Here is a 24,917-nt window from a genome sequence, read left to right on the forward strand (position 1 = left end):
GGAGCGATGCACATCGTGTCCGATGTGGTGACGACTGACCAAAGCGACCAGCACGACGAACCCGATCGCGACCCTGCCGAGGTCGTGAACATCACCAGTAAGCGACCTGCCTCCGAGAAGGAGAGCCAGCCCGCGCCAGCGAGCGAACCGATCACGGTGGACGGACCACAGCCCGAAGGGCCCGGCTACCTGGGACGGCTGAAGGACGCCAAGAGGCGGGCGATCGTCCCCTCCTGGCTACAGAGTCAACAGGAGTTCGCCACCGCGTTGAAGTGGGTGTCCGGGCATTACGGTCACCTGATCGGCTTCCACGGTCTACGGTCCCCGGTTTACGCCGGAAAGCTCGTCCTCCAGTCGCCTCGCGGCACGGCGAAATTAATCGCCGGCACGCTGCGATGGGTCTCTGATGCGGAAGGCGAGCCGGTCCGGGCCGCGTCCGTTCAGCGAGAGGACGCTGTCGAATACCTCAAGCTCTCCCGGCAGCGCGATGGCCGCGTACGGATGCGTACGTTGCTCGCGCTGCTGGCCTCCCTCGTCGGGCTCGGTGCGGCGCTGGCGCTGTACGTCCTGGCTCCGGGCTGGCTGCAACTGGTGTCGGTGTCCGCGCTGATCTTGGCGCTGGGCTCGGTGGGAACCGCGGCCGACGCCCCGGTTGCCACCCGAGCCGTCGAGCTGCCCAAGGTGCAGCGTCTGACCTCGGACATCGTCCTCCGGGCGCTGGCCTCTCTCAGCATCTCGCAGATCAACCAGGCAGTCGCCAAGGGCCGGCCCGGCATGGTCTTCACCTCCCCGATCACCCGGGACGGCCCGGGGTGGCGGGCGGAGGGCGATCTCCCGTACGGCGTCACCGTCTCCGACGTCATGGACCGCCGGGACCGACTCGCCTCCGGCCTGCGTCGCCCGCTGGGCTGCGTGTGGCCCGAGGCCGTACCCGACGAGCACACCGGGCGCCTGGTGCTGTGGGTTGGCGATCAGGACATGAACAAGGCCCAGCAGCCGAAGTGGCCGATGCTGGTCGGCGGTCCGGTCGACCTGTTCAAGCCGCAGGCGTTCGCGACCGATCAGCGCGGTCGGTGGGTCGCGCAGGCCCTGATGTATATCTCCGGCATCGTCGGCGCCGTCCCCAGGATGGGGAAAACCTTCCTCCTGAGGCTGCTTCTGCTCATCGCCGGCATGGACCCGCGCGCCGAGGTACATCCGTACGACCTGAAGGGCACCGGTGACCTATCGGCCCTCGGCCGCATCGCGCACCGCTACCGGGCCGGCGACGACGAGCAGGACATCGCGTACGCCCTGGCGGACCTGCGAGAACTGCGTACCGAACTGCGACGCCGGGCCAAGGTGTTGCGGAACCTGCCGAAGGACATCTGCCCGGAGTCGAAGGTCACCTCGGCGCTGGCCAACATGAAGCAGTACGGGCTGCACCCCATCGTGGTCGGCGCCGACGAGTGCCAGGTGTGGTTCGAGCACCCCAAGTACGGGGCGGAGATCGAAGAGATCTGCACCGACCTCGTGAAGCGCGGGCCCGCGCTCGGGATCACGCTGCTGCTGGCCACTCAGCGACCCGACTCGAAGTCGCTGCCCACCGGCATCAGCGCGAACGCCACCGTGCGGTGGTGCCTGAAGGTCATGGGCCAGATCGAGAACGACATGGTCCTGGGCACCGGCTCGTACAAGCGCGGCATCCGCGCCAACATGCTGGCCTGGGCCGACAAGGGCATCTGCTACTTCGTCGGCGAAGGCGCGGACGCTCGTATCGTGCGCGCCGTCTACATCGACGCTCCCACCGCGGACGTCATCTCCTTGCGTGCCTACAAGCTGCGCAAGGAAGCCGGCACGCTCTCGGGCCACGCCCTCGGCGAAGATCCCGCAGCCGACGCGTCCGCCTCCTTCGACCTGCTCGCGGACATCCTCGCGGTCACAAAGGCCGAGGAGCCCAAGCTGTGGAACGAGGTCGTGGTGGCCCGCCTCGCGGAGCTGCGGCCCGATGCCTACGGCGGGTGGGAGGCCGAACAACTCACCGCCGCGCTCAAGCCGTTCGGCGTCCCCACGGGTCAGGTCTGGGGCAAGACCGAGGACGGTCGAAAGGCCAACCGGCGCGGCATCGAGCGCGCCAAGGTCACCGCAGCAGTCGCTGAGCGTGACGGATCGCGAGTCGCGAGCTAGCCGTGGAACGTCGCTAGGCCTAGCAGCCCGCCCTGCTAGGTCTAGCGACCCCGCTAGCGATCAAAACATCTCCTGATCAGGCCGCTAGTCCCTAGCGGCCTTCCCTCTGCATGTCCGAAAACGGCCCTGGAGGCCCGTGATGACCCCTGCTCTGGCCGCTATCACCTTCATCCTCTTCTTCACCCTGTGTTACGCCGCGCTCTGTGCGATCAGCCCGTTCGGCAACTGCCGCAAGTGCAGCGGCTTCGGCTTCCACTTCAAGACCGACCGCAAGGGACGGCTGAGGCCCGGCAAGGTCTGCCGGCGCTGCCGCGGCGACCGCAAGCGCATACGCGTCGGCCGCCACCTCTACAACCTCGCTGCCCGCATCCACCGCGACGGCACGCGCTGACGACGAACCGCTCTGCCGAAGGGAACCTCGATGGCCATCACCGTCTCGCTCGTCGCCCTGCTCGGGCTCGTGCTGTTCTTCCTGCTCCGGTCGAAGTCGCTCAGTTACGGCGCGGCCTTCATCGCCGTCATGTTCGGCTTCTACCTCGCCGCGACGGGCGCCGCCGGCCCCATGAACCAGCTCACCAACGCTGTCGTCGACGCCATCCGTAACCTCTAGGAGACGCCGTGCACTCCGCCCCTCCTGCGCGGCACTGGCTCGCCGCAGCCGCACCCAAGGCCGCGCCCGTCGTCGCCACGTCGACGGTGCTGGCGTTGGCCCGCATCTGGAACGCGAACGGCGCCGAGCACTCCGTCGGCAACGCCTGGCTGATGGGCGTTCTCGCCGGCGCTGCCGCAGCGGCGGGCGTGGTCTCCGCCCTCGGTTACAGCAGCGACCCGATCATCACGGGCTCGGCCTTCGGCGCGTCCGGTGCTCTCGCCTTGGCGGGGGTAGCCGCGTACTCCGACGGCTGGTCGTTGCCGTTGTTGTTGTGGGCCATCGCCACCGTGATCGCGTACGCCCTCGCTCACCGCCACTGGCGCGTGGACCGCCGGGAGGCCACCGCGTACGAGCGTCGCCTCACCGAGACACGCGAGGACCACGCCCACGTCGAACGCGTCGAAGCGATGCGCGGCCAGGCCCAGATCGCTGTCGCACGCGAGCACCACGCCTACGCGGCCAGCCTCGCGGCCGCCATCACGGCGCGCGCCTCACTCCCCGGCTTCGATTCCTCGGCTCTTACTCAGGCAGGGCTTCCCGAGCTGCCCAGTGCCTGCTCCACGGAGGACTGATACATGCCCCACCCGCACCACAACGCGCCCTCGGACGCCCCCGACACCGTCACGGCGTACGACGACGCGCCGACCATCCTCGCCGAGATGCGCTGGGTCACCGACCGGGTGGCAGCCCACCCCTCCGGCACCGGTCTCAGCCGCGAATTCTGGCTCCGCAAGGCCGCCCTCCTGGATCGCATCGCGCTCAAAGAATCGGCGGAGTGCACGCCGGCGGACGCCGCGGAGTCCAACGCCGTCGCGGCGAAGGCGGCTCACCGGCTCGCCCAGTACGACCGCGAGCGCGGCGGCGGACCGCTCGGCACGACCCACGGACCGATCCCGCCGGACTCCCCGCTCTGGCACCCGAGCTACCGCCCGTACGTACGTCAGGAGTACGCGGCCTGGCTTCGTATGACCCGCTGAGCCACTCCTCAGACACGCCAAGGCGGCGGCACTCCCGTGCAAGGACACACCGCCGCCCTGGCTCTCCCTGACCGTCCCGAAGGACCGACCAGGAGCACCAAGCATGACACCTGAGTCCCCGCCCGCGCAGTACGGCACCGTGTTGCCGATGCGCGGCGGTAGTGCCCCCATCGAAAACGCGCCGCCTAACGACCTCGAAGCGGAGCAGGCAGTCGTCGGCGCCATGATGCTCGCCCCGGACGTCATCGCCGAGGTCAGCGCGGTCATGGCACCCGCCGACCACTACCGTCCGGCCCACGAGATCATCCACCAGTCGATCCTCGACCTGCATGGTCAGGGCAGGGCGGTGGACCCGATCACCCTCGGCCACTACCTCGACCAGACCGGAGTCCTGGCCAAGGTCGGCGGCAAGACCTACCTCCACACCCTGGTTCAGGCGGTCCCCACCGCCGCCAACGCTGCGTACTATGCCGAGATCGTGCGCGGCAAAGCCCAGCGCCGCCGCAGCATCGAAGCCGGCACCCGCATCGTGCAGGCCGGGATGACACCGGACACCACAGACGAGGACCTGCGCGAGGCCCTGGCCCTGGGCGCCGAAACGGTCCCCGGCACGTGGTCGGAGCCCATTCCCCTCAGTCACCGGCCCAAGCTCCCGGGCTTTCCGACCCACGTCTTCCCGGACTGGCTCGCACAGTACGTCGCAGCCGTCGCCGAGGAGACCCAGACCCCGCCCGACCTGGCCGGCGCCCTGGCGCTCTCGGTCCTCGCGGCGGCAGCCGGCGGGCGCTCGGTAGTCCAGGTACGGGGGCGCTGGCGCGAGCCCACCAACCTGTTCGTCGTCGTGGCGCTCGGCCCCGCGAACCGGAAGTCGGCTGTCTTTTCCGCGATGACCGGTCCGCTCTACGAGGCGGAGAAGCTGCTCGTTGCCGAGGCCGCCGGGCGCATCGTCGAAGCCGAACTCACCGCGAAAATGGCCCAGGAAGCTGCCGACAAGGCAGCAGCCAAAGCCGCCTCGGCCGACGGACCAGAGAAGGACGGCCTGGTCGCCGAAGCCATCGGCCTGGCCCAAGCAGCCGAATCCCTCACCGTCCCTCCGCGCCCCCGTCTCCTCGCCGACGACGCCACCCCTGAAGTCATCGCCACCCTGCTGGCCGAGCAGGGCGGACGCTTGGCTGTCATGTCGGCGGAGGGCGGCATCTTCGACATCATCGCCGGCCGCTACTCCGGCACCGCCAACATGGAGGTCTTTCTCAAAGGCCACGCCGGAGACCGACTGCGGGTGGATCGCCGCAGCCGCGAGGAGTACGTGGATGCCCCCGCCCTGACCATGGGCCTGGCCGTCCAGCCCGCCGTCCTGGAGGACATCGGCAAGAACCGCGGCTTCGACGGCCGCGGCCTGCTCGCCCGCTTCCTGTACGCCCTGCCCGAGTCCCTGGTCGGCTACCGGAAGATCAACCCCGCCCCGGTGCCCGCCCCCGTCGCGGCCCGCTACGAGCACAACATCACCACCCTGACGCTGTCCCTCGCCGACTGGACCGACCCCGCCGTCCTCCAGCTCACCGACGACGCCGACGGGGCCCTGAAAACCTTCGAGCACCGCATCGAACCCCAGCTCCGCGCCAAGGGCGGACGACTCGGCCACGTCGGCAAATGGGCAGGCAAACTCATCGGCGCTACCGCTCGCATCGCCGGACTCCTGCACCTGGCCGAACACCTCGATGACGCGTACGGCAAGCCCATCGGCGAAGCCACGATGACGGCCGCCATCGAGCTGGCCGTCTACTTCACCGACCACGCCCTGACCGTCTTCGACCTGATGGGCGCCGACGCCGCCCAGGCCCGCGCCCGCACCCTCCTCGAAGCCCTGGCCGCCAACGACTGGGAGAGCGTCAGCCGCCGCGACCTCTTCGCCAAGCTGTCCCGCTCCGAATTCCCCACCGTCGCCGACCTGGAGCCAGCCGTAGCCCTCCTCGAAGAACACGGCTACCTCCGCATCGACACCCCACCCCGGACCGGCAAGCGGGGACGCCCGCCAGCGCCTCGCTACCGCATCCACCCGCAGGTCCGGGAGGGGCAGATATGAGGGCAGGCCCAGCGCCGAGCACGCAGACCGACATGCAGAAACCGCAGAATCGCAAAAACCCTCGCGGCTTACGGCCTGACCAGGGGCAACGCGTCCGACACAGCCGTGACACTCGCCCACCGCGGAAACCCGCGAAAGTCCCGCAGAAACCCACCCCGGCGCTCCGCCCCGGCAGACCCCGCGCCCCTCCCACCATTTCTGCGGCGATTCCGCAGCTTTCTGCGGCACCCGCCCGCACACCCGCAACATCGCAGGTCAGCCAGCCCGCTACCGCCTTTCTGCGGTTTTCGCGGTTTCTGCGGCGACCTCCTAACCGCGAGGCTCCGCCCATCCCTCTCATAACGCAAGGAGGCTCTACACGACGTCCGCCGAACCTCACCCTGGTCGACTCGCCGAGCACCGTACGGACAGCCATGGAGGTCCCGCCGATGAGTAGCGCCCCTACGCCCGTCATCCCGCTCCTCTACACCCCAGAACAGGCAGCTAAGGCCCTGGGATTCGGCCGTTCCACCATCTACGCACTCATGGCTGAAGGCGAGTTGCCCTACGTGAAGCGAGGCCGCTCGCGCCGCATCCGCGTGGCTGACCTCGAAAAGTACGCGGCCAACCTCGAAATCCAGCACGCCTGATACGCACCCCCGAACGGCGGCCCGGTGCACGCGCACACCGGGCCGCCGGCGCCTTGAAGGAGAAGGAGTGAGTCCTCGCAGGCCGAACATGGAATCGTCCATCTACCTGGGTAGCGACGGCTGGTGGCATGGCCGCGTGACGATGGGCGTGAAGAACGACGGAAGCCCTGACCGGCGTCACCGGCGTGCCAAGACCGAAGCCGCGGTACGTCGCAAGGTGAAGGAGTTGGAGAAGCTCCGCGACGAGGGGCGGGCGCCCAAGGCCGGGCGAATCCCGACCGTCGAGCAGTGGATGGAGACCTACCTCAACACGATCGCAATTCGAAAGATCAAGCCACGGACGTGGGACGACTACTGGTCCAAGACGCGCAACGACATCAATCCACATATCGGTAAGCACCGCCTCGACCGCCTCCGCCCTGAGCACCTGGACCAGCTCTACACCGACCTGATGGCTCAGGGGCATGCCCCTTCCCACGTACTCAAGGTCCACCGGACGCTGTCACGCGCCTTGAAGATCGCCCACCGCCGCGAGCTCATAGGGCGCAATGTCGCCACCCTCGTAGACGCTCCCTCGGTGGAAGAGACAGAGGCCAACCCCTTCACGCAGGAGCAGGCGAAGGACTTCCTGAAGACCGCGGCCAAGCGGCGTACCGCCCTCCGTTGGGGGTTCGGTATCGGTCTGGCCGTCCGCCAAGGCGAGACGCTGGGGCTCCGCTGGTCGTACCTTGATCTGGACACCGGCGAATGCCGCACAGAATGGCAGCTCCAGCGGCTTACCTGGCGACACGGGTGCACAGACCCGCACGCGTGCGGAGCGCGCCTGCACCGCTTCGACGCCTGCCCAGCGGACTGCATTCGGCACAAGCACTACAAGCGAGGCTGCCCAAAGCCGTGCGCCAAGGGCTGCACGAAGCACGCCAGCGCCTGCCCCGAGCGGAAAGGCGGCGGTCTCGTTTTCACCCGCCCGAAGACCAAGAAGAGCCAACGTCCCTTGGTCATCCCACCGCCCCTCATTCCGCTCCTCCGCGAACACAAAGCGCAGCAGGAAATCGAGCGCGCCGAAGCAGGCGACTCATGGGAGGAGCACGACCTCGTCTTCGCCCGCCCGGACGGGCGCCCGATCGACCCGCGGGACGACTGGGAAGAGTTCAAGGAGATCCTGGCCGAGGCTGGAATCAGCGACCGCCGGCTGTACGACGGCAGCCGACACACAGGCGGGACGATCCTGAACGAGCTGGGCGTCGGCATGCGCACCATCATGGAGATCATGGGTCACACCCACCTGAGCACGACCCGCCGCTACGTGAAGTCGACGGACCCCTTGGCCCAGGAAGCCGCGCGGCGCATCGGCGAGGCCCTGTGGTCGCAAACCGAGAAAACTGAGACCAGGACTGAGACCACGAGCTCGAAGGACGCTCGGGCCCGGCGCCGCCGCCGGATCAAGTAGCAACAGAAAGCCCCAGGTCACCACCGATGACCTGGGGCTTCCCACTCCCTGAGCCCCCTGTCGGATTCGAACCGACGACCTACGCTTTACAAGAGCGTTGCTCTGACCAGCTGAGCTAAGGAGGCGTGCCTGGTGCAGTGTACCCAGGCTCGCAGCCTACCTGGCGCCGCTATTTCGTGACCCGCGGGCTACTGACACCGGGCGTCGGCCCGGGTACCGTCACGGACAGTCCACAGCAGTGGACTACACCACTCCTTTTACTCGGATCGTCCGGCACGTTCCTGCCGGTGAAGGGACACACCATGGCTACGGTCACGTACGACCAGGCGACCCGGATCTACCCGGGTTCCGAGAAGCCCGCCGTCGACAAGCTGGACATCGAGATCGAGGACGGCGAGTTCCTCGTCCTGGTCGGGCCGTCCGGATGTGGGAAGTCGACCTCGCTGCGGATGCTGGCGGGGCTGGAGGACGTCAACGACGGAGCGATCCGGATCGGGGAGCGGGACGTCACCCACCTGCCGCCCAAGGACCGGGACATCGCCATGGTGTTCCAGAACTACGCGCTGTACCCGCACATGACCGTCGCCGACAACATGGGCTTCGCGCTCAAGATCGCGGGCGTGAACAAGGCGGAGATCCGGCAGAAGGTCGAGGACGCGGCGAAGATCCTGGACCTGACCGAGTACCTGGGGCGCAAGCCGAAGGCGCTCTCCGGTGGTCAGCGGCAGCGTGTCGCGATGGGCCGGGCGATCGTCCGGGAGCCGCAGGTGTTCCTCATGGACGAGCCGCTGTCCAACCTGGACGCGAAGCTGCGCGTGCAGACGCGTACGCAGATCGCCGGGCTGCAGCGCCGCCTCGGGATCACCACCGTGTACGTCACCCACGACCAGGTCGAGGCCATGACCATGGGCGACCGGGTCGCCGTCCTCAAGGACGGGCTGCTCCAGCAGGTGGACTCGCCGCGCAACATGTACGACCGGCCCAGCAACCTCTTCGTCGCGGGCTTCATCGGCTCGCCGGCGATGAACCTGGTCGAGGTGCCGATCACGGACGGCGGCGTGAAGTTCGGCAACAGCGTCGTGCCGGTCAGCCGGGAGGCGCTGGCCGCGGCGGCCGACAAGGGCGACCGTACGGTCACCGTCGGCGTCCGGCCCGAGCACTTCGACATCGTTGAGCAGAACGGCGGCGCCGCGCAGTCCCTCTCCAAGGAGGCTGCGGACGCCCCGGCGGGTCTGGCCGTCACCGTGAACGTCGTCGAGGAGCTCGGCGCCGACGGGTACGTGTACGGGTCCGCGGTCGTCGGTGACGAGCACAAGGACCTGGTCGTCCGTGTCAACGGGCGGCAGGTGCCGGAGAAGGGCACCGAGCTGCACGTCGTGCCGCGGCCGGGCGAGACGCACGTCTTCTCCACGTCGACGGGTGAGCGGCTGAGTGACTGAGTGACGGCCGAGACGGCCGAGACGGCCGAGCGGCTCCCCGGCTGAGCTGCGGCGTCATGCCTTCCGTACGCGGCGGTGCCGGTCCTCCGGGGCCGGCACCGCCGTTTTCCGTCCGGGCCGGGTCACCGTACGTTCCGTGTCGACAAATACCCCGGCAGAGCCGTCATTTCGAGCCTGTACGTCAACATCACGCACGTACTTCGGAGGAAAAGATCCCTCGATTCGGTGACTAAATGTCGCCAAATCATCACTACTCGCTACCATCGCCCCGTGAACTCCGCAGCCCGCCGTATCGGCCGAACCCTCGCCCTTGTCCTCCCCGTCGTGCTCGTCCTGTCCGGGACGCTCGCGGTCACCCGCGTCCCGTGGGCGTCGCCGGGTACGGACTCGCAGATGCTGACCGCGTCCTCCGAGAACGCCTCCACCAAGGCGGGCTCCCGGGCGCCGCAGGACGTGCTCCGCGACCGGCTCCTGGTGGAACTCCAGGAGAAGAACCCCGGTGTCGCGCTGACCCACCTCCAAGAGGAAACCACCAAGCGCCCCTCCCTGGCCAAGCACTGCGTGGCCATCGCGCGCGCCCTCGGCCGTGCCGCGGTCGCCAAGTACGGTGGTGCCGCACACCGTGCGCAGGCATGGTCCCGGCCGGTCTGTGACACCTCGTTCGCCACTGGCGTCGCCTCTGTCCAGTGAGCCCGGCTCGCACCGCATAGGGTGCGCACCATGACAGCCCCGTACCCGTACCCCACCCAGGCCGTGATTCTGGCCGGAGGCCAGGGTTCGCGACTCCGCCCGTACACCGACGACCGTCCCAAGCCGATGGTCGAGATTCCCGGCACCGGAACCCCGATCATCGGCCACCAGCTCGCCTGGCTGGCCGCCGAGGGCGTCACGGACGCGGTCGTCTCCTGCGGCCACCTCGCCGAGGTGCTCCAGGACTGGCTGTCCCAAACACAACTTCCCCTGCGTGTCACGACCGTTGTCGAGACCGAACCACTCGGTCGCGGTGGCGGTCTCAAGTACGCCGCCGCCTCGCTGCCCCGGCCCGACGAGCCCTGGTACGCGACCAACGGTGACATCTGGACCCGCTTCTCGCTGCGCGAGATGGCGGACTTCCACCATGAGCGCGGCGCCGACGCCACGCTCGCGCTGGCCCGGCCGCGCATTCCGTGGGGCGCCGTGGAGACCGACGAATTCGGCCACGTCCTCGACTTCATCGAGTCGCCGCCCTCCCCTTATCTGATCAACGCCGGTGTGTACGTCTTCTCCGCCGCCTTCACCGGGCTGCTGCCCGCGCGCGGGGACCACGAGCGCACGACGTTCCCCCGGCTGGCCCGCGAACGGCGGCTGGCCGGCTTCCCGCTGCCGCACGGCGCGTACTGGCGCGCCATCGACACGGCCAAGGACCTCACCGAGGCCGCCAAGGAGCTGGGGGATCAGCGGGTTTGAGCAGTAGCACCGAGCAGCATCACCGGGCAGCGCCGGTGGGTGGCGCCGGTGAGCAGCGCCGGTGAGCTATCCATTCGGGTGACGCGTCCGAGCAGCACCCGGCGCAAGGAAGCGCCCCCACGGCCGATGCCATGGGGGCGTTCCGTTCGTCTGTGAGGTCCTCACGGGGCTCCAGGGGCCTTCCTGAGCCCCAGGAGCCCCTCACCTACCCCAGGAGGCCGCCCAGCGTGCCCCCGCGCCCCCTGCCACTGCTGGAGCTGCTCGAACCGCCCTCGCTCGCGCCGCCGTTGGTGCCGCCGGCGGTGCCGCCCACGGACGGTGCCTGGGGAGTCGTCGCCGGGGCCCGCGTCGGGGCGGTCTGCCGCGACGGGGTGCGGCTGGAGGAACGGCCGGAGTCCGGTGCCGAGCCGCTCACGCTGCCGGTGGCCCGGGCCGTGCCGGGGGCCGAGGCGGAGGGGGTCTTCGCCTTCGGGGAGCCCGCCTTGCGCGAGGCGTCCGCCGACGGCTTTCCGGGGTGCTTCGACGACTTGCCGGGGTGCCCGGGGCCGTGCTGCGCCTTCGGGCCGCCGGGCCGGGACTGCTGCGGCAGCGGCGAGCCGGGCAGGTTGTTCGTCGCGGGCTCGCCGGGCTCCGGTACGGACGGTACCGAGGCGGACCGTACGGCTCCGCCCAGCAGCGACCCGACCAGCAGCGTCAGTCCGGCGACCACGGCCGTCAGGACGGCGCCGCGGCGCAGGACCCGACGGCGCAGGTCCCACAGCTCGACGCGCGGGCCCAGCCGCCGCCACGCCTCGCCGGCGAGCCGGGCGTCCATCGAGTAGACGGGCGCGCCCGCGATGAGCAGCGGGCTCCAGGCGGCGAGGTAGATGATGTCGGGCGCGTCGTAGACCGGCACGGTGCGCCAGCTGACCGTCATCAGGAGGGTCGCGGAGAGCAGGGCGCCGAACGAGGCGGCGACCCGCTGCCACAGTCCGCACATGGTCAGCACGCCGACCACGACCTGGAGGAAGGCCACGGTCAGGCCGGCCCCCACGGGGTGCGAGAGCGCGAAGTCGCGCAGCGGGGCGACCAGCGACCACGGGTGCAGCGACTGGAGCCACTTGACCATCGAGCCGCGTTCGCCGCCGTCGAAGTAGACGGGGTCGCAGAGCTTGCCCATGCCCGCGTACACGCTGATGAGGCCGAGGAAGACGCGCAGCGGCAGCAGGACGACGCCGAGGTTCATCCGGCGGCCGGGGTAGTAGGCGTGCCGGATCGCCGGGTCGCCGCCGCGCCGCCCGGCCGGGTCGCCGTACCGCTCGTACGCCGCCGCCTCCTCGTCCGAGTACTGCGGTTCGTCGTCGTAGTGGTCGTAGGCGCCGGTGGTCGGGCGCACGCCCTTGAGCAGGGTGGTGTCCGCGTCCATGGGGCCGCGCTGCTGGCCGACCACGGCCGGGGCCGGGCCGCCGGGGCCGGTGACCGTGCCCGTACCCATGCCCGCACCCGTGTGGGCCCCCAGGCCCGTGCTCGTACCGGGCTGCTCCTCGTCGAGCCGGACCCTGGGCAGGACCTGGGTCGTGGTGCCGACGTCGTCGCTCCGGTCGGTGGTGACCGTGGTCCGGCCCGACATCCGTACAGCATGGAGAAGTTGGCTGGTGGCGGCGGTGGTGCCGCCCGGTTCGGTGCGGCCGCTCCACACCACGGGTGCGCGGCGTCTGCCGCCCGCCGGCTCCCGGACCACAGGGATGCGCGCGGTGTCGGCCATGGCGTTGCCGCTCGCGGCGGGCGCGGCGAGCTGCACGCGGAAGCTGGCGTGATTGACAATGACCTGCGCGGGATCGCACGGCACCTTGACCGAGCTCAGCACCGGCTCGTCATCGAAGCCCGGCGAGCGTCCCCCCGTAGGTGTGCGGGGTGTTCTGGTGTCCACGCTCATCTAACCGAGTGACCCGCGTTTAAGACACTGCCTTGACCGCCCTGAACTGTCCGAGACCCGTCAAGGAAACGCGGGATCACCGCCGGCCCGGCGGATGACCTCCGCAGGGCCGCTCCGGCACACCGGCGGCGCGGTTCCGCCACGGGGCGCCGCACAGCCTTCCGGATGACATGTCGTACGTCCGTACGACATGAGTGCGTCGGTGGACACGCCGGTGGCCCTCGGCTCCGAGGGCGAGGACGGCGGCCGCACCAGGGGCGTGCGCGCGGCCCGGCGACCCCGCCCGCGCGCCCTCACCACCTCGCCGCCCAGCCCCCTACCGTCTCCGGGCCGGACTCACCCGCGGCGCCGGGCCGCCTCCCACAGCACCACGCCCGCCGCGACACCCGCGTTCAGCGACTCCGCGCCGCCCGGCATCGGAATGCGTACGCGTACGTCGCAGGTCTCGCCGACCAGCCGCGACAGGCCCTTGCCCTCGCTGCCGACGACGATGACGACCGGGCCGTCCAGCACCTCCAGGTCCTGGAGCTCCATCTCGCCGTCCGCCGCCAGGCCCACGACGGTCATGCCCGCCTTCTGGTAGCCCTCCAGGGCGCGCGTCAGGTTTGTGGCGCGGGCGACCGGCGTACGGGCCGCCGTGCCCGCCGAGGTCTTCCACGCGCCGGCCGTCATACCGGCGGCGCGCCGCTCCGGTACGACCACGCCGTGCCCGCCGAACGCGGCGACGGAACGCACCACGGCGCCCAGGTTGCGCGGGTCGGTGACGCCGTCGAGCGCGACGATCAGCGGGTCCTCGCCGTCGTCGAAGGCGGCGGCCGCGAGGTCCTCGGGGTGCGCGTACTCGTACGGCGGCACCTGGAGCACCATGCCCTGGTGGTTGAGCCCGTTGGTCATGCGGTCGAGCTCGGGGCGCGGCGCTTCCATCAGGTTGATGTTGCCGCGGTCGGCGGCGAGCTGCAGCGCCTCGCGCACCCGCTCGTCGTTCTCGATGAACTGCTGCACGTACAGCGTCGTCGCGGGCACGCCGTCGCGCAGCGCCTCGAAGACCGGGTTACGGCCGACGACCAGCTCCGAGGTGCCCTTGGCGCCGCCGCGCCGCGGGGCCGGGCGCCGGTTGGCCGCCTGCTTGGCCTGGGCGTTGGCGATGCGGTTCTTCACATGCCCCTTGCGCGCGGACGCGGGCGGGGTCGGGCCCTTGCCTTCCAGGCCCCGGCGCCGCTGGCCACCGCTGCCGACCTGCATACCCTTCTTGTTGGACGTGCGGCGGTTCCTGCGCTGGCTGTTGCCGGCCATGGGTCACCTGTCTCTTCACTGCTCTCGACGTCTCGCGACGTGGAGTGGATACGTACGTACGGATGTGTGTCTGCTGTGTGTCTGCAAGAAGTGTCGCCCGGAGACGGCCGGTACGGCCAACCGGCACCCGCCGGGGCGGGGACCCCGACGGTTCGGGAGCCTGCCGGGACGGGGCCGACCAGGGCGGATACCCGTCGGCACCGGCGCTCGGTGGGGCGGGAGCCCGCGGGATCAGTGCCCGCGGGCCGTGCTCGGGCCGATCGAGACCGGCTGACCAGGGGCGGCTGATCAGAGGCGGTTGATCAGGCCCGCCGGCCCGAGTCCCGCCGCCGCCCCCTCCGGCCCGGCCCCCTCAGGACAGCGACCACCGCGGTCCCGACGGCGTGTCCTCGATGGCCAGGCCGGACTGCTGCAGCTCGTCGCGGATGGCGTCGGCGGTCGCGTAGTCCTTACGGGAACGGGCCGCCTGGCGCTGGTCCAGGACCAGCCGCACCAGCGAGTCGACGACGCCGTGCAGGTCCTCGCCGCGGTCCGTGCCGCCGCCCGACCACTGCTCGTCCAGCGGGTCCAGACCCAGCACGCCGAGCATGGCGCGGACCTCGGCCAGGCGGGCGACGGCCGATTCCTTGTCGTCGGCCGTCAGCGCGGAGTTCCCCTGGCGCACGGTGGTGTGCACGACGGCGAGCGCCTGCGGTACGCCGAGGTCGTCGTCCATCGCCTCGGCGAAGGCCGGCGGCACCTCGGCGGCGGGCTCCACGGGGCCTGCCTTCTCCACCACCCGCTGGACGAAGCCCTCGATCCGCGCGAACGCGGACTCGGCCTCGCGCAGTGCCTCCTCGCTGTACTCGATCATCGAGCGGTAGTGCGGGGTGCCGAGGTAGTAGCGCAGCACGATCGGACGCCAGCGCTTGACCATCTCCGAGACCAGCACCGAGTTGCCCAGCGACTTGGACATCTTCTCGCCGCTCATGGTCACCCAGGCGTTGTGGCACCAGTAGGCGGCGAAGTCGTCACCGTACGCCTTGGCCTGCGCGATCTCGTTGTCGTGGTGCGGGAAGACCAGGTCGACGCCGCCGCCGTGGATGTCGAAGGCGCTGCCCAGGTACTTGTGCGCCATCGCCGAGCACTCCAGGTGCCAGCCCGGGCGGCCGCGGCCCCACGGGGTCTCCCAGCTCGGCTCGCCCGGCTTCGCCGCCTTCCACATGGCGAAGTCACGCGGGTCGCGCTTGCCGGTCTCGTTGTCACCGGAGGGCTGGAGCAGGTTGTCCAGCTCGTGCCGGGACAGCTCCAGGTAGCCCGGGAAGGAGCGCACGTCGAAGTAGACGTTGCCGTCCGCGGCGTAGGCGTGGCCGCGGTCGATCAGGCCCCGCATCATCTCGATCATCTCGGGGATGTGGCCGGTGGCGCGCGGCTCGTAGGTGGGGCGCAGGCAGCCGAGCGTGTCGTAGGCCGTGTTGAACGCGACCTCGTTCTCGTAGCCGATCGCCCACCACGGGCGGCCCTGGTCGGCCGCCTTCGTGATGATCTTGTCGTCGATGTCCGTCACGTTCCGGATGAACGTCACGTCGTAGCCGCGGTGCAGGAACCAGCGGCGCATGATGTCGAAGTTCAGTCCCGACCGGATGTGCCCGATGTGCGGGGCGGCCTGTACGGTCGCGCCGCACAGGTAGATCGAGACACAGCCCGGCGTGAGCGGGGTGAAATCGCGAGTCTGCCGGGCGCTGGTGTCGTACAGCCGAATAGTCACGCAACAAGGGTAGTCCGAACCGGACAGTGCCCCGCGACCACCGGGGCCACGGACACAGAAGCGTGACATTTCACCCCGAGCGACCGCGGTGCGGTACGGACGCTCCGACCATGCCCTCTCCAGCCGCTACGGATACCCCTGCCACCTTGGCTTTCACCTTGGACAACTCCCGTACGTGCCAGGGAGTTCCCGCACCACGGGACCTCGGGGACCGCAGCACGGGTCCCCGCGCTGCGGGTTTCCCGCCCCTACCCCATCGGCAGCACCAGGGCCGTGGCCACCGCCGCCAGCCCCTCCGCCCGGCCCGTCAGGCCCAGGCCGTCCGAGGTCGTGCCGGACACCGAGACCGGGGCGCCGGCCGCCTCCGAGAGGACCTTCTGCGCCTCGGCGCGCCGCTTGCCGACCTTCGGGCGTACGCCGATGACCTGCACCGCGATGTTGCCGATCAGGAAGCCCTCGGCCCGTACGATGCGGGCCGCCTCGGACAGCAGCGTCACGCCGGACGCGCCGGAGTACTCCGGGCGGCTCGTGCCGAAGTGCGCGCCGAGGTCGCCGACCCCGGCGGCCGAGAAGAGCGCGTCGCAGGCGGCGTGCGCGGCGACGTCGCCGTCACTGTGCCCGGCGAGCCCGTACCCGTCGCTCGCCGCGTCGTCCCAGAGCAGTCCGGCCACCCACAGTTCGCGCCCCTTCTCGAAGGCGTGCACGTCGGTGCCGATGCCCACCAGGGGCATCATCTGCGGCTGCGACTGCCGGGGGTCATACATAGCCATCGGTGGCCCTCCTGCGGGCGAGTACGGCCTCGGCGAGGATCAGGTCCAGCGGCCGGGTCACCTTGAACGCCTCCTCGTGGCCCGGCACCACCACGACGGGGGCGCCGAGCTGCTCGACCATCCCGGCGTCGTCGGTCGCGCCGTCCCCCTGAAGGGCGACGGTCTCGTGCGCCTTGACCAGGGTCGCCCGATCGAAGCCTTGCGGAGTCTGTACGGCGCGCAGCAGGGCCCGCTCCGGGGTGCCCACCACGGGCTCCGGCTCGCCGGTCCGCCCGCCGGTGCGCGGTTCGACCTGCTTGACGGTGTCCGCGAGCGGCAGCGCCGGCACCACGGCCGGGGCGCCGTCCCGTACGGCGGCGACCACCGAGTCGACCGTCTCGGCGGGGACCAGGGGCCGGGCGGCGTCGTGCACCAGCACCACGTCGACCGCCTCCGGCAGGGCGTCCAGGCCGCGGCGGACGGACTCCTGGCGGGTGTCGCCGCCGGGGACGACCAGCAGGTCGGTGCGTTCGGACAGCGGGTACTGGTCCAGCAGGTTGCGGACCTCGGTGGCGCCGTCCGGCGGGGCGACGACCACGACGACGGAGACGGCGCGGGAGGCGGCCATCGCCCGTACGGCGTGGACGAGCATGGGTGTGCCGCCGAGCGCGCGGAGCGCCTTGGGGGCGCCCGGGCCCAGCCGTACGCCGCGTCCGGCGGCCGGGATCACGGCCGCGGTCCGGAGCCGGGGCGTACCGGAGGGGTTGGCGGAATCTGGGGATACGTCTGACATCGGTTGCTCCGAAGCCCGGGGAGTCCCCGGAATTAGCGCAGACAGGTTTGTTTCCCGAGCCGACATGGGTATGGCCGCAGTGTGCCGGGCGCGACGCCCCGATCCGGACCCTTCCGTGACACCGGTCGGGACAGCTGCCCGAGCCCGGCACGCCACAAGCGGGCGCGACGGCGGATCTTTTCGGGGACGAGCACGGGGGCGGTCACCACGGGGAACGATCACACGGTTCGGTAGTGGTGCACGGCTTCCGCAGAAGTGCTTTTGCGGGTGCGCGGGCCGTACGAGCAGGAGCTGCGTACGGATGCGCCGCGTACGGATGCGGTCGCCGTGGGTGCGAGTGCTATGGATGCGGCCGCCCTGGGTGCGAGCGTCCGGGCGGGTGGACCGGTGCGAGTACGGACATGTCGCCGCAGATATGCCGCAGCGCCCGGCAACTGACCGCTCCTGGCCGGAGTCGGCCGCCACTCGGGCGCCGCGGCATTCGTACGTCGTCAGGACGCGAGGACCTCGTCCAGCAGAGCCTCGGCCTTGTCCTCGTTGGTGTTCTCCGCGAGGGCGAGTTCGCTCACCAGGATCTGGCGGGCCTTGGCGAGCATGCGCTTCTCACCGGCGGAGAGACCGCGCTCCCGCTCACGGCGCCACAGGTCACGCACCACTTCGGCGACCTTGATCACGTCACCCGAAGCGAGCTTCTCCAGATTTGCCTTGTAGCGACGGGACCAGTTCGTCGGCTCTTCGGCATACGGTGCGCGCAGCACCTCGAAGACCCGGTCCAGCCCGTCCTGGCCGACCACATCGCGTACGCCGACGAACTCCGCATTGTCCGCTGGCACACGAACAGTCAAGTCGCCCTGGGCGACCTTCAGCACCAAGTAGGTCTTGTCCACGCCTTTGATCTGGCGAGTTTCGATGGCCTCGATCAGCGCGGCCCCGTGATGGGGATAGACCACGGTGTCGCCAACCTTGAACGTCATGTGACAGGTACCCCTTCCGTGGCTATCCATGCTAACACGGGAACGGGCCGTTCTGAATGGCGTTTTCGCAGGTCAGGGCATATCTCGGGGCTTGACAACTGCGCCCGGAACGTGCTTCGGCGGCCCTCCGGGTGCAGGAATTCGCAGGTCGGAGGCGCTTCGCGCGCAGCCTGAAACGCATACGTCACATCCCCGAGAGAGCCCGCGACAGCGCCTGTACGTCCCGTTTTGTCGGGATCCGGATGTCGCAGTTCCGCTACTCCGTTCGGTTCCGGAGGGCAGGTGTCCGCCGTTTCGTGAATTGATCACCGGATGTCCACCTCACGAACACCGGACGGCCGCCGCACGCGACCGCCGCACGTGATCAATTCCGGGAACCCGGCACATTCCCTGCGAATGCCGATTTACCTGCGAGGAAACCGCTCGGGCTTCATCCGAACGACCGCTTGCCGGATATTCGGGTTTCTTCCGGACCCGGCTCGTGATCATTCCGTACGGCGGACCGGGAAACTCCTGCGGCCGCGGACGAGAAGCGGACGGCGGGCGCACGAGGGGCGGACGAGCCGCGGACGAGCCGCGGACGAGATGCGCGCGAGAGGCGGACGGGTGCGGCAAACGGACGTACGGCGCCGGACCGCTCCGGCCTGTCGGGACGGGCCGGAGCGGGATGTGAGGAGGGTGTGATCGTCCTGGGGGCGGGTCGGGTGCGGCGGCCCGGGGGCGGCTCGGTAACCTAGCGGCGCTGACACACCCTTAGGGCGGCTTTACGCGGATGCCGGTACGGCACCCGCGCACGGCCGCCCAGCCGCCCATCCGCGACCGGGCTCGAAGTTCGGCCGCCGTAGTTCGTCCAAGGAGATGCCGCCGCCGTGAGCCGCAGCCTTCGACGCGGCGTCCTCGCCGCCACCGTTCTCACGCTCTCGATCGCCACGCTCTCCGCGTGCGGAGCCGGGAACGACGCCCAGACGCTCCAGGTCAAGCCGGACAACGCCGCGACCAGCGTCGGCGACCTCAAGATCCAGAACGCCTCCGTCGTCACCCAGCCCGAGCCGGACGCCGAGGGCCCGGCCGTGGTGACCGCGACCGTGTTCAACAACGGCAGCAAGGACCAGACGCTGGAGTCCATCAAGGTCAACGGTACGAACAAGGAAGCGAAGCTGTCGCCCGCCAAGGGCTCCGGGGCGATCGTGGTCCCGGCCGGCGGCTCGATCGTGATCGGCGGCAAGGACAACGCCTCCGCCGTACTGGACAGCGGCCGCGGGTCCGTCAAGAACGGCGACGCGCAGTCCGTGACCTTCGACTTCAGCGCCGCGGGCAAGGTCACCCTGCGCGCGTTCGTCGTCCCGGCCAAGACCTACTTCAAGGACTTCGGCCCGAGCGAGGTCCCGTCGCCGTCCGGCTCGGGCCGCCCGTCCGGCAGCCCCTCCGCGTCCGGCAGCCCGTCGGGTAAGCCCACGCCGAGCGGTTCGGCCGGCGCGAACGCCGACGCCGGCGACAACGCCTCGCCGAGCAACGGTGCGCCGCAGTCGCCCGAAGCCGGCCGCTGACACCTGTAGCAGCGCCGCAAGACCGCACCGCAGTACTGCGGGTACCCCGCCGGTACCCGCAGTAACGCTGCGCTGCCCCTCAGTACCAGCAACACCGCGAGCGCCGTGCGGACCGGAGTGATCCGGTCCGCACGGCGCTCGCGTATGCCGTACCGCGCGGCACCCGGCCGCGCCCTGGGCGCCTCTGGACGCCCGGCGCCTCTTACGGCTCGAACTTGTAGCCCAGGCCGCGGACGGTGACCAGGTACCGCGGCGCGCCCGGGTCCGGTTCGATCTTGGCGCGCAGGCGCTTCACGTGGACGTCCAGCGTCTTGGTGTCCCCCACGTAGTCGGCGCCCCAGACCCGGTCGATCAGCTGCATACGGGTCAGCACCCGGCCCGCGTTGCGCAGCAGCATCTCCAGGAGGTCGAACTCCTTCAGCGGCAGGTCGACCTTGCCGCCGGAGACCGTGACGACATGCCGGTCCACGTCCATCCGGACCGGCCCGGCCTCCAGGGCCTGCGGCGTGACCTCCTCGGGCTCCCCGCGGCGGCGCAGCACCGCGCGGATCCGGGCGACCAGCTCACGGGAGGAGAACGGCTTGGTGACGTAGTCGTCGGCTCCTATTTCCAGGCCGACCACCTTGTCGATCTCGCTGTCCTTGGCGGTCACCATGATGACCGGGACGTTGGAGCGGCCGCGCAGCTGACGGCAGACCTCGGTGCCGGGCAGGCCCGGCAGCATCAGGTCCAGCAGGACCAGGTCGGCGCCGTTGCGCTCGAACTCGTCCAGGCCGTCGGGGCCGGTCGCCGCGACGGCGACCTCGAAGCCCTCCTTGCGGAGCATGTACGACAGGGCGTCACTGAACGATTCCTCGTCCTCGACGACGAGCACTCGGGTCACGGAAGGACCTCCGGGGCAGGGTGAGCAGGGAGCGGATCGTTGAAGGTCTCGTACGGGCGGTCCTCTTCGTCGAGGCCCTCCGCCGACGGGTCGGAAGCCGGATGCGCGCGGTCGCGCACGGCACCGGCCTCCGGGAGACGCAGGGTGAAGGTGGAGCCCTGTCCCTCAGCGCTCCACACCGTGACCTCCCCGCCGTGCGAGGCGGCCACGTGCTTGACGATGGCGAGGCCGAGACCGGTCCCGCCGGTGGCGCGCGAGCGCGCCGGGTCCACGCGGTAGAACCGCTCGAAGACGCGGTCCCGGTCCTTCTCCGATATCCCGATGCCCTGGTCGGTCACCGCGATCTCGATCAAGTCGCCACCGTGTGCCTGGACACGGCGGCCCGCGATACCGACCCGGGTACGGGCCGGCGAGTAGTTGACGGCGTTCTCGACGAGGTTGCCGAGGGCGGCGGCGAGCTGCCCGCGGTTGCCCCAGACGTGCAGGTCGGCGGTGCCGGCGGCGGCCATGGTGATCTGCTTCGTCCCCGCCTGCTGGCGGCAGCGGTCGATCGCCTCCGCGACCAGCTCGTCCACCCGGACCGGCTCGGCGTCCTCCAGCGGGTCGTCGTTCTGCACCCGGGAGAGGTCGATCAGTTCTTGCACGAGATTGGTCAGCCGGGTGGCCTCGTTCTGCATCCGTCCCGCGAAACGCTCGACGGCCTCCGGATCGTCACTCGCGTCCATGACGGCCTCGGACAGCAGGGACAGGGCGCCGACCGGGGTCTTGAGCTCATGGCTGACGTTGGCGACGAAGTCGCGCCGTACCGCCTCTATCCGCCGGGCCTCGGTCAGGTCCTCGACCAGCAGCAGAACCAGCCGCGACCCGAGAGGCGCGACCCGCGCCGAGACCGCCAGGGCGTCGCCGCCCCGGCCCGTCCCCCTGCGCGGCAGGTCCAGCTCCACCTGGCGTATCTCGCCGTCGCGGCGGGTGTCACGGGCCATCTGGAGCATCGGCTCGACGGCCAGCTTCCCGCCCCGTACCAGACCCAGCGCGTACGCGGCCGAGCTGGCCTTGACCACGGCGTCAGCCTCGTCCAGGACGACGGCCGAGGAACGCAGCACCGACAGGACCGTGTCCACGCCGGGTGGCAGGACGGCGTCGGTGTGCAGGGAGGTACGCGTGGGTTTGGCCTGGTCCCGCTCACTCCAGCGGAACGCCAGCATGGCGAAGACGCCGGTGCACAGACCGGCGATCGCTGCCACTGCGGCGACGGCCGCATCCACGTTCATGACTCCAGGTTATGCGTCGGCTGTGACAGTTCCCCAGCCGTTCGAGGGCCTGATCGAACATACGTCGCCCAGAGTTCACCTTGGTGTCGGCGCCGGTTCATTCCGGAGGTCAGAACCGGTCGCGTTCCGGCCGGAACGTGGGAGCGTGGGGATTCCGGCCCCCACTCCGTCAAGCCGAATGGCACTTCACCACCCCGAGCGACACGCCACCACCCGAACCGAGAGAAGGTCACTGATGCGGGACGCGTACCACGAGGAGCTGGATTCGATCGGCGAGAGCCTCGTCGAGATGGCCAGGCTCGTCGGCTCCGCGATCGGGCGCGCCACCACGGCGATACTCGACGCGGACCTGAAGCTGGCCGAGGCCGTGATCGCCGCCGACGAGAAGGTCGACGACCTTCAGCGGGACCTGGAGGCACGCGCGATAGCCCTCCTCGCCCGCCAGCAGCCGGTCGCCACCGACCTGCGGATCGTCGTCACCTCCCTGCGCATGAGCGCCGACCTGGAACGCTCCGGCGACCTGGCCCAGCACGTGGCCAAGCTGGCCCGCCTGCGCTTCCCCGAGACGGCCGTACCGAGGGACCTGCACGCCACCATCCTCGAAATGGGCCAGCTCGCGCAGCGCCTGATGGCCAAGGCCGCCGAGGTCATCATCACCAAGGACGTCGACCTCGCCCTCCAGCTGGAGCAGGACGACGACGCGATGGACCTCCTCCACCGCACCCTCTTCCAGCACCTGATGGACGACCGCTGGAAGCACGGCATCGAGACGGCCGTGGACGTGACGCTGCTCGGCCGCTACTACGAGCGCTTCGCCGACCACGCCGTTTCCGTCGCCAAGCGCGTCGTCTACCTGGTCACCGGCGAACACGCGGACGAAATCGCCCCGCCGGCACCGGTGGAGGGCGCGTAGCAGCACCCCACCGCGCACGGCACGGCACGCACGCCCCGGCCAAGAGCCGTACAGCGGCGCGCCGTGCCACCGCGCGCCGTTGATGCGCCTCGCGGGGCGGGCATCCAATGGACACCGGACGACATTCCGAACGACATTCGGATGGCCCTCTCCCCGAGGAGGCAAGTCATGACGCGTACCCCTGCCCCCAACCCGTCCCCCGGCAACTGCGCCTGCGGCCCCAGCTGCTCCTGCGGCTGCCAGTCCGGTGGGCCTTGCCAGTGCGGGGGCTGCAGCTGATCACCGGCGCCGGTCACCTCTGACCCCCGCCACCCGCGGTTGCGCCCACTGTCCGGCAGCCGCCGGAACCGCATCCGCGACACGCGCGCAGGGCCCCGCCCGGGAGATGCCGGGCGGGGCCCTGGATTGTCAGTGCCCGGTTTTAGGGTGCCCGCATGGCGACATTTCGTTCGGGCTTCACGCTCTGGCGCATGGTCAAGACGGCGCGGGACCTCACCGACCACGCGCAGGTGCGCGAGCGTATCGACGCGGTGCTGAAGATCATGGGCGGCTTGGGCGGACCGTACGGCAAGGGCAGACGCCTGGTGGACTCCTTGGAGGATGTGGCCCAGGAGGCCCTGCTGCACGAAGACATGGGATTGGCCCGGCGCTTCCAGCACTTCGCCGGATACGCCCGGGGGGATCTGTTCCTCGACATCCTGGAGATGTACTACGACGAGAGGGCGCAGCAGCGCAGCGAGAAGTACATGCGGAAAATGGCGGCCATGGGCGCGGAGCGCGCGGTGGCCGCCCTGGATGTCCTGTGCCGGGACCAGCCCGCTGCGACCGCCGCCGACGCGCGTGATCTCTTCCGGGGCATCGTCCAGGCCACCGAGCACCTGGAGCTCGGCACGGCCGAGGGTGGCATCCAGCTGTCCACCAAGGACGTGCGGCGCCTCCAAGAGTTCGGGCACATGGAGGTGGTGCTCCGGAATCTGCCCCGGCCGGCTTCCCCCGAGGCCGCGCGGATGATGAGTGATGTTCTGACGGACGTGGACACAGACCTGCTGGCCCAACTGCTCGAGCTGAAGGCCAGACGAGCCGGCCTCACAGCCCTCCGTGCCGCAGTGGAGGACCCGGACAGCTCCGAGAGCGAGCTCCATGCCTGCCTGAAGAACCAGGAGTGGATTTTCGGCGGGGCCTATGTGGCCGAGCTGGCCCGCCGTCAGTACACCCCGGACACCATCCTCGACATCCCCCTGCTGCGCGGTGACGGCTCCCTGCACGTGGTCGAACTCAAGCGCGCCCACATCAAGGATCTCGTCATCCGGCGCAGCGGCCACCTCATGCTGGGCGCCCCGGCGCATCACGCGGTCTCCCAGGCACAGAATTACCTGCGGGCCATGGACGAGAACCGCCCCGCGATTCTCGCGGAGCACGGTGTCGACACCCGCAGGGCCTCCGCGACAGTGGTGATCGGGCACCCTCGGTACGTGAGCGGAAGCGTCACACCACGGCAGATCGCGGAAACACTGCGGACCTACAACGCACATGCCGCACGAATAGAAGTGATCACGTACGAGACGCTGCTGAAGTCGGCGGAGCGGATGCTGGCCCTCTCGTCGGCACGCCAGGACCCGGCCGCCACCGAGCCGAGCGAGGAGCCCGCCGCATGAAGCACGCCCCCTCGGAGATCGAACCCCTCCTGGCGCTCCTGTGCGGCGGCGAGATCACCACCCGCGACTACGTCGGATATTTCCAGAACGAGCACGGCGAAGAACTCGTCTTCGCCCAACGACCGGGCGAGAAGGCCGCCCGGCTGTGGCACAGCGACGCGGATTGGGACGTGTTCCGCGTCGGCGACCATTCGATACGGGTCGACGGCGAACTGAACGGAATGATCACCGTCGACGGCCTGATCATCAACCGCCCGGAGATGACCTGGCTCTCCTCCTGCCTGGCCGCCTCCCGCCATCTGCGCCCGGGGCGCACCTGAGGGGCTGAGGCGGCC

General features: G+C 70.1%; 23 protein-coding genes, 1 tRNA gene and 1 pseudogene. 16 read left to right on the forward strand and 9 right to left on the reverse strand.

The window, feature by feature from the left end; translation table 11 throughout:
* Positions 1–6: 6 nt before the first annotated feature.
* The 9 genes and pseudogenes from OEIGOIKO_RS17170 to OEIGOIKO_RS17205 all read left to right on the forward strand — a co-directional run bounded on the left by OEIGOIKO_RS17170 (position 7) and on the right by OEIGOIKO_RS17205 (position 7,957).
* Positions 7–2,166: a cell division protein FtsK gene (locus OEIGOIKO_RS17170; protein WP_125054802.1), complete on the forward strand. Its 2,160-nt coding sequence runs from the start codon at positions 7–9 to the stop codon at positions 2,164–2,166.
* 139 nt (positions 2,167–2,305) lie between these two features.
* Entirely contained in the window at positions 2,306–2,557 is a 252-nt protein-coding gene (locus tag OEIGOIKO_RS17175) for a hypothetical protein (RefSeq protein WP_125054803.1), read from the forward strand.
* A 30-nt stretch (positions 2,558–2,587) separates the two neighbouring features.
* Positions 2,588–2,776, forward strand: coding sequence for a hypothetical protein (locus tag OEIGOIKO_RS17180; protein ID WP_125054804.1), 189 nt, complete (start codon positions 2,588–2,590; stop codon positions 2,774–2,776).
* 8 nt (positions 2,777–2,784) lie between these two features.
* On the forward strand, positions 2,785–3,390 hold the full coding sequence (locus tag OEIGOIKO_RS17185; protein ID WP_125054805.1) for a hypothetical protein: 606 nt from the start codon (positions 2,785–2,787) through the stop codon (positions 3,388–3,390).
* A gap of 3 nt (positions 3,391–3,393) precedes the next feature.
* Positions 3,394–3,795 carry a hypothetical protein gene (locus OEIGOIKO_RS17190; protein WP_125054806.1) on the forward strand — a complete coding sequence of 134 codons (402 nt, stop codon included), beginning with the start codon at positions 3,394–3,396 and terminating at the stop codon, positions 3,793–3,795.
* A gap of 148 nt (positions 3,796–3,943) precedes the next feature.
* Positions 3,944–4,267: pseudogene (locus OEIGOIKO_RS43530) on the forward strand (DnaB-like helicase N-terminal domain-containing protein); the annotation flags it as partial.
* Between the two features lie 69 nt (positions 4,268–4,336).
* A complete protein-coding gene (locus OEIGOIKO_RS17195; RefSeq protein WP_246178038.1) occupies positions 4,337–5,878 on the forward strand; it encodes a YfjI family protein in 1,542 nt (513 codons plus the stop codon).
* A 428-nt stretch (positions 5,879–6,306) separates the two neighbouring features.
* Positions 6,307–6,507 (forward strand): helix-turn-helix domain-containing protein, encoded by a 201-nt coding sequence (locus OEIGOIKO_RS17200; protein WP_125054807.1) that lies wholly within the window; start codon positions 6,307–6,309, stop codon positions 6,505–6,507.
* Positions 6,508–6,574: 67 nt separating this feature from the next.
* Positions 6,575–7,957, forward strand: coding sequence for a tyrosine-type recombinase/integrase (locus OEIGOIKO_RS17205; RefSeq protein WP_125054808.1), 1,383 nt, complete (start codon positions 6,575–6,577; stop codon positions 7,955–7,957).
* Positions 7,958–8,008: 51 nt separating this feature from the next.
* Here OEIGOIKO_RS17205 and OEIGOIKO_RS17210 read toward each other — a convergent pair.
* A tRNA-Thr gene (locus OEIGOIKO_RS17210) sits at positions 8,009–8,082 on the reverse strand.
* A gap of 177 nt (positions 8,083–8,259) precedes the next feature.
* On the opposite strand from OEIGOIKO_RS17210, the gene OEIGOIKO_RS17215 reads away from it, so the two are divergent.
* From OEIGOIKO_RS17215 to OEIGOIKO_RS17225, 3 genes are all read left to right on the forward strand, one after another.
* Positions 8,260–9,396 (forward strand): ABC transporter ATP-binding protein, encoded by a 1,137-nt coding sequence (locus tag OEIGOIKO_RS17215; protein ID WP_031004861.1) that lies wholly within the window; start codon positions 8,260–8,262, stop codon positions 9,394–9,396.
* A gap of 270 nt (positions 9,397–9,666) precedes the next feature.
* Positions 9,667–10,086 carry a hypothetical protein gene (locus OEIGOIKO_RS17220; protein WP_031004864.1) on the forward strand — a complete coding sequence of 140 codons (420 nt, stop codon included), beginning with the start codon at positions 9,667–9,669 and terminating at the stop codon, positions 10,084–10,086.
* Positions 10,087–10,116: 30 nt separating this feature from the next.
* Positions 10,117–10,842 (forward strand): nucleotidyltransferase family protein, encoded by a 726-nt coding sequence (locus tag OEIGOIKO_RS17225; protein ID WP_125054809.1) that lies wholly within the window; start codon positions 10,117–10,119, stop codon positions 10,840–10,842.
* 205 nt (positions 10,843–11,047) lie between these two features.
* On the opposite strand, the gene OEIGOIKO_RS17230 is transcribed toward OEIGOIKO_RS17225, so the two are convergent.
* The 6 genes from OEIGOIKO_RS17230 to OEIGOIKO_RS17255 form a co-directional block, all read right to left on the reverse strand.
* The gene (locus tag OEIGOIKO_RS17230; protein WP_125054810.1) at positions 11,048–12,757 is read right to left on the reverse strand and encodes a DoxX family protein; all 1,710 of its coding nucleotides are present in this window, start codon (positions 12,755–12,757) and stop codon (positions 11,048–11,050) included.
* A gap of 336 nt (positions 12,758–13,093) precedes the next feature.
* Positions 13,094–14,050: a 23S rRNA (guanosine(2251)-2'-O)-methyltransferase RlmB gene (rlmB, locus tag OEIGOIKO_RS17235; RefSeq protein ID WP_030022525.1), complete on the reverse strand. Its 957-nt coding sequence runs from the start codon at positions 14,048–14,050 to the stop codon at positions 13,094–13,096.
* 352 nt (positions 14,051–14,402) lie between these two features.
* Complete coding sequence (gene cysS / locus OEIGOIKO_RS17240; RefSeq protein WP_125054811.1) at positions 14,403–15,797, reverse strand: cysteine--tRNA ligase; 1,395 nt, start codon at positions 15,795–15,797, stop codon at positions 14,403–14,405.
* A 248-nt stretch (positions 15,798–16,045) separates the two neighbouring features.
* Positions 16,046–16,567 carry a 2-C-methyl-D-erythritol 2,4-cyclodiphosphate synthase gene (gene ispF / locus OEIGOIKO_RS17245; RefSeq protein WP_371858934.1) on the reverse strand — a complete coding sequence of 174 codons (522 nt, stop codon included), beginning with the start codon at positions 16,565–16,567 and terminating at the stop codon, positions 16,046–16,048.
* Positions 16,554–17,339 (reverse strand): 2-C-methyl-D-erythritol 4-phosphate cytidylyltransferase, encoded by a 786-nt coding sequence (ispD, locus tag OEIGOIKO_RS17250; RefSeq protein ID WP_125054812.1) that lies wholly within the window; start codon positions 17,337–17,339, stop codon positions 16,554–16,556. Before ispD ends, ispF begins: the two co-directional genes overlap by 14 nt.
* A gap of 491 nt (positions 17,340–17,830) precedes the next feature.
* The gene (locus OEIGOIKO_RS17255) at positions 17,831–18,313 is read right to left on the reverse strand and encodes a CarD family transcriptional regulator (protein ID WP_003953493.1); all 483 of its coding nucleotides are present in this window, start codon (positions 18,311–18,313) and stop codon (positions 17,831–17,833) included.
* Between the two features lie 869 nt (positions 18,314–19,182).
* Here OEIGOIKO_RS17255 and OEIGOIKO_RS17265 point away from each other — a divergent pair.
* Complete coding sequence (locus OEIGOIKO_RS17265) at positions 19,183–19,860, forward strand: DUF461 domain-containing protein (RefSeq protein WP_125054813.1); 678 nt, start codon at positions 19,183–19,185, stop codon at positions 19,858–19,860.
* A gap of 202 nt (positions 19,861–20,062) precedes the next feature.
* On the opposite strand, the gene OEIGOIKO_RS17270 is transcribed toward OEIGOIKO_RS17265, so the two are convergent.
* Positions 20,063–20,743 (reverse strand): response regulator transcription factor, encoded by a 681-nt coding sequence (locus tag OEIGOIKO_RS17270; protein WP_018540121.1) that lies wholly within the window; start codon positions 20,741–20,743, stop codon positions 20,063–20,065.
* Positions 20,740–22,014 carry a sensor histidine kinase gene (locus tag OEIGOIKO_RS17275; RefSeq protein ID WP_125054814.1) on the reverse strand — a complete coding sequence of 425 codons (1,275 nt, stop codon included), beginning with the start codon at positions 22,012–22,014 and terminating at the stop codon, positions 20,740–20,742. Before OEIGOIKO_RS17275 ends, OEIGOIKO_RS17270 begins: the two co-directional genes overlap by 4 nt.
* 235 nt (positions 22,015–22,249) lie before the next feature.
* On the opposite strand from OEIGOIKO_RS17275, the gene phoU reads away from it, so the two are divergent.
* The 3 genes from phoU (at position 22,250) to OEIGOIKO_RS17290 (ending at position 24,902) form a co-directional block, all read left to right on the forward strand.
* Positions 22,250–22,927, forward strand: coding sequence for a phosphate signaling complex protein PhoU (phoU, locus tag OEIGOIKO_RS17280; RefSeq protein ID WP_031004884.1), 678 nt, complete (start codon positions 22,250–22,252; stop codon positions 22,925–22,927).
* A 434-nt stretch (positions 22,928–23,361) separates the two neighbouring features.
* Positions 23,362–24,582, forward strand: a complete 1,221-nt coding sequence (locus tag OEIGOIKO_RS17285) for a Shedu anti-phage system protein SduA domain-containing protein (protein ID WP_125054815.1) — start codon at positions 23,362–23,364, stop codon at positions 24,580–24,582.
* On the forward strand, positions 24,579–24,902 hold the full coding sequence (locus OEIGOIKO_RS17290; protein WP_125054816.1) for a hypothetical protein: 324 nt from the start codon (positions 24,579–24,581) through the stop codon (positions 24,900–24,902). The genes OEIGOIKO_RS17285 and OEIGOIKO_RS17290 overlap by 4 nt, the downstream gene beginning before the upstream one ends.
* The last annotated feature ends 15 nt before the right edge of the window (positions 24,903–24,917 follow it).

Source organism: Streptomyces paromomycinus (assembly GCF_003865155.1).
GTDB classification, from domain to species: Bacteria; Actinomycetota; Actinomycetes; order Streptomycetales; family Streptomycetaceae; genus Streptomyces; species Streptomyces chrestomyceticus.